Here is a 4,375-nt window from a genome sequence, read left to right on the forward strand (position 1 = left end):
TATAGATCACCAGTGTGTTGTCGCGCAGCCCCAGCGCGTCCAGCTTGTCGAGCAAACGTCCGGTCTCATGGTCTAACTCTTCAACCACATCCCCATATAGCCCACCAGCCGATTTTCCCTTAAACTCAGGAGATGCATCGATGATCGTGTGCAACATCGTATGCGCCAGATAGAGTACAAACGGCTTGTTCGGATCTCGGCGATTCTCCAGAAAATCAATCGCTTTATCGGTGTACAGGCGAATCGTACAACTCATGTCTTCCGTTTCACCAACCGCTCTGTTATTCTCATGAAACTTTATAAACCCATTGTCGTTTGCGCCAAGAGTACCGTAATAATAATCAAACCCCTGCGCGTTCGGCATCCGCTCGATAATTTCCTTCCTGTTCGAGACATCCCACTTACCAATACAAACCGTCTGATATCCTGCGGGTTTCATCAACTCGGCAAAAGTAATCTCACTGGCGGGCATCCCCCAGCCCTTACTGCGGACCGGATAGCGACCGGTGAGCAATGCCGACCGAGACGGACCGCACACCGGCTGGGCGTAAAAGCTGGTGAAGCGGGTACCCTCCTTCGCCAGTTGATCCAGTCGCGGTGTCTTGTTCTTTTTGTTTCCAAAACACCCAAGATCCGAATATCCCTGATCATCGGTAAAAATAATCAGAATATTGGGACGTTCTTTGATATGGTCATCTATCGACTTACTCATCTGCTAAACCTTTCTTTTTGCATCGCATCACGTGATACATTTGGAATCGCACGTTGTGAGTGGCTGGGGATTAATATCGCTGAATAGGATTCGCTTCCCCCTCAACCCGATGCTTATACAGCAACTTTACTTCCTCAGGAAATCTTTCATAAATCACCCTCGGCACCATTGCCTGATTACGCCCCCCAAATTCCAGATTCATCCACCATGGCGAATACCGCGTCAGCATCGTCACTCGCGGTTCATCGCTCGGATTATTTCCCGCCGTATGCCAGATTCGACTGTCGATCATCACCACACTCCCTGCTTTTCCTTCCAGTTGAATCTCGCCCGGGATCGATTGCTTGATCGGAATATCATCGTGCATTTCTGGCGGATTGCGCGGGTCCAAGTGACTCCGCGGATTCCGCAAATCCCGATGACTGCGAGGCACCACCCAGGTGCCGCCATTCTCTGGTGAAAAATCCGACAACATCCATAATGCCGTAATCCCTGCCACCACATTGGGAAACGGCATTATAAAAGCACCTGCCCGTTCTCGGTCTGTCAAATCGTGTGGAAAATCTGAATGCCACCCCCTGTGACCCATCTTTCGCTCGCCGGGTTGCCGTGTCTTAAACTCCGTCTGTGCAATACGTATGTGATGCGGATCCAACAGTGCCTTTGCAATGCCCACCACGCGTTCATCGCCAAAATAAGCTGCAAGACCGGGAATAAACGAAACTGCATTTCTATGAGGTTTGCCCTCTGCGTCAGATTGAAACACAAGTGAACCACCGATCTCTTCATAATACTTCAGCCCATTTTTATGACCCTCCTGCACATGATCACAAAGAGAATCGACCTGATCCTCAGGAATCACCCCTTCGACCAAACACCAGCCCTCTGCTTTCATTTGCTCAACATGAGATTCGATTATTTCAGATACAGACATAACATCCTCCGTTCGGTCCCGGATACGGACACGCCTCCCCATTGCGGATCACAGCCGTATCCGCATCTCCTCCAACTCGGGATGTGCATCCCAATATCCCCGAATTTGCTTTCCCCAATTGAGCAATTGCGCAGCAGGCCGTTTGGCCGTCATCCTTCGTCGGTTCAGTTGCCCTTCAAAATCCATCATCAATTGCCTGAATCTCTTGAGCATTTCCCGCATTTCCGGCTGATATGCCAGATTGTGCGTCTCGTCGGGGTTTTCGACCAGATCAAACACCTGTTCCAGCCCAATTCGGTCCGGGTCCGGTCCAATCGGCTCCAGATCTTGCTCCGTCCCAAAGGAGATATACTCGCCGACATACTTATAGCGATCAAACACAAGCGACCGCGCCCAGCCATTGCTCTCGATGTACGCAAACTCCCGCCACTCAGGGTTCTGACCTTCTACCAGCGGCTTCAGACTCAGGCCCTGCACGCCATCTAATATATCAATACCTGCATAATCACACACAGTGGGAAACAGATCCACACCTGAAACAAAATGGGTCTCGTCCCTAAGATCCTTTGGCACGTTGAGACTATCGCCCAGAGAAGCGACAATGAACGGAACGCGCACACTCGCTTCGTAGAGTGAGAACTTCTGAAACATCTGGTGCTGCCCATACGCCTCTCCGTGATCCATGGTGAACATAATCAACGTGTTATCGCGAAACTGGCTTTTGTCCAGCGCCTCGAGAAGCAACCCGATTTCGCTATCTACTTTCTCGACCAGGCGGTGGTGTTGCCACATCAGGTATCGCCACTGGATCTCGGACCAATGGCGCACTTTTCGCAAAATTGGCCAGTGGATCAGACACTCGTCCATCCTGCGCGCCACCTTGTGGACCACGGTCTCGCGTTCGTCGTAATGGAAATTCAACGGCAGTGGCGGCAGGTCCTCTTCGCTCAATATTCCTTGCTCAATAGGATCCGGGATGGTCTTTTCTTCGTGATCGTGTTCACATTGACAAATATCATGCGGATTTACATAAGGCACCTGCAGGAAGAAGGGGTCCGAACCATCGTATCGACTCAGGAAATCAATCGCGGCATGCGTGATCGCCCCGTCGTAATACTCGCCACCACCAGCGCCAATCGGGCGGTTCCCGATATAGAGAAGTTGAAACGAATTCCGGACATCGCGTCCATCGACATGCCATTTGCCCGAATGAAACGCCTGGTAGCCATTGCTGTTGAGAACCTGACCCAGATCCGGGATATCTTCGTGCAGATGGCCACCGTTAAACGGCGTTCCCAATTCTGAAGTGTACCGTCCGGTCATCCAGCTGGCCCTTGTCGGTCCACAGACGGGATCGGTAGAGTACGATCTCATAAAAGAAATACCGTTGCGCACGATCCGATCGATATTGGGCGTCTTCACATAAGGGTAGCCATAAGCCGATACCACATCCCATGTGTGCTGATCTGTGTTGATAAACAGAATATTCGGCCGATCAGGCATTTACGCCTCCCGTCAGGATCAGGGTTTGATACAAAGTGGCTGCGATAAGCACCCTGCCACGCGCATCCAGCCACCAATAAGAAGGCGTCATCCCCTCTGCAATAAGGGCGTATCCTGTAAGTGCAACCGAATCGCTGTCCAACTGCAAATCGTACGACTCGAGAAAACGAACCTGCCCGTTGTTTCGAACTTTTTCGAGATCCTCCAGGATCGTCAGGCGCTGTGCCTTACGGGATTCTCGCAGGCCGTCTGCAAGTGCAGGAATCACGTCGAACAGCGTCCAGTTGCAGGTCAGTGGTGCGGATAGATCAGCCAAACCCGCCCGCAAATCCAGTCCATTGGTCGTAAGGAAAACAGAGCCGTCCTCTTCCAGATGTCCGTCACAGGAAAATTCCTTGTAACCGTCTCCCGCACAATTCTCTACTTGCACAGACCAGGTACCGGTCAACGTGCGAAATGCATCCCTATTGGATGTAAATTGCATATCCATCAGTTCTCCGCTCGCGACATTTCTATACACAACGGAATAGTTCAGGCAATTCTCCCCCTCGACCGTCCGGCGGATCACCACCTCACCCACGGACAGGTCATCGCCGTCTGCCGGGCCTTTATAGCCGCGCCTGAAATTGGGGAGAATCGTATAGCGGGTGACTTCGCCTCCGCGATCCCCGGAGGCTGTCGCTCCCAGCGTCCCCTCTACCAGAGAGCAGAACTGCTGCGCAAAATCTGGAGACTGCCCCTGTCCCTTTCTGTCGTGGTTGAAAGACCAATGCAGATTCGTTGTCTCACTCATTCTATCTTGTCCTCCTTTTTTCTTTTATCAGAAATGGGCGTAAAACCCACTCGCAGAGAGCTTTAGCATTGGGTCGCTTGGCGAAGCGCATAGAATTTATGGGGCGGCTTTAGCCTATGGGATAGTCTAAGCGGGACTATCGGCGGCTGTGAAGCGGTGTACAAGTGCGCCAGCATTTCATCAACAAAACTCATTCCATATTACACTTGACAAAAACAATACATAAGTATATATTTTTATTATGGTTAAGTCATTCAAATACAGATTGCGACCGACCAAAAAGCAAGAACAAATCTTGCTGACGCATATTGACGAATGTCGTATTCTCTATAATCAACTACTCTGTGCGAGAATACAAGCATGGAAAAATGAGAATAAGTCTCTCTCGCAATATGACCAGACCAAAACAATACCATTGTTAAAACAACAACAC

At 50.6% G+C, this 4,375-nt stretch carries 4 protein-coding genes; all 4 read right to left on the reverse strand.

Annotated elements, in window-relative coordinates; genetic code table 11:
* A partial coding sequence (locus OXH16_14745; protein ID MCY3682657.1) for a sulfatase-like hydrolase/transferase occupies positions 1–712 on the reverse strand: 712 nt, incomplete at its 3' end.
* Positions 713–782: 70 nt separating this feature from the next.
* The gene (locus tag OXH16_14750; GenBank protein MCY3682658.1) at positions 783–1,646 is read right to left on the reverse strand and encodes a phytanoyl-CoA dioxygenase family protein; all 864 of its coding nucleotides are present in this window, start codon (positions 1,644–1,646) and stop codon (positions 783–785) included.
* 48 nt (positions 1,647–1,694) lie between these two features.
* Positions 1,695–3,149, reverse strand: a complete 1,455-nt coding sequence (locus tag OXH16_14755; GenBank protein ID MCY3682659.1) for a sulfatase-like hydrolase/transferase — start codon at positions 3,147–3,149, stop codon at positions 1,695–1,697.
* The gene (locus OXH16_14760) at positions 3,142–3,942 is read right to left on the reverse strand and encodes a hypothetical protein (GenBank protein ID MCY3682660.1); all 801 of its coding nucleotides are present in this window, start codon (positions 3,940–3,942) and stop codon (positions 3,142–3,144) included. The genes OXH16_14755 and OXH16_14760 overlap by 8 nt, the downstream gene beginning before the upstream one ends.
* Positions 3,943–4,375 lie beyond the last annotated feature (433 nt).

The organism is Gemmatimonadota bacterium, from assembly GCA_026705765.1.
Lineage (GTDB): Bacteria > Latescibacterota > UBA2968 > UBA2968 > UBA2968 > VXRD01.

Excerpts from the sequence above, each read along its gene's own strand:
- OXH16_14750 (MCY3682658.1), bottom strand. The coding sequence starts at position 1,646 with ATGTCTGTATCTGAAATAATCGAATCTCATGTTGAGCAAATGAAAGCA.
- OXH16_14755 (MCY3682659.1), bottom strand. The coding sequence starts at position 3,149 with ATGCCTGATCGGCCGAATATTCTGTTTATCAACACAGATCAGCACACA.
- OXH16_14760 (MCY3682660.1), bottom strand. The coding sequence starts at position 3,942 with ATGAGTGAGACAACGAATCTGCATTGGTCTTTCAACCACGACAGAAAG.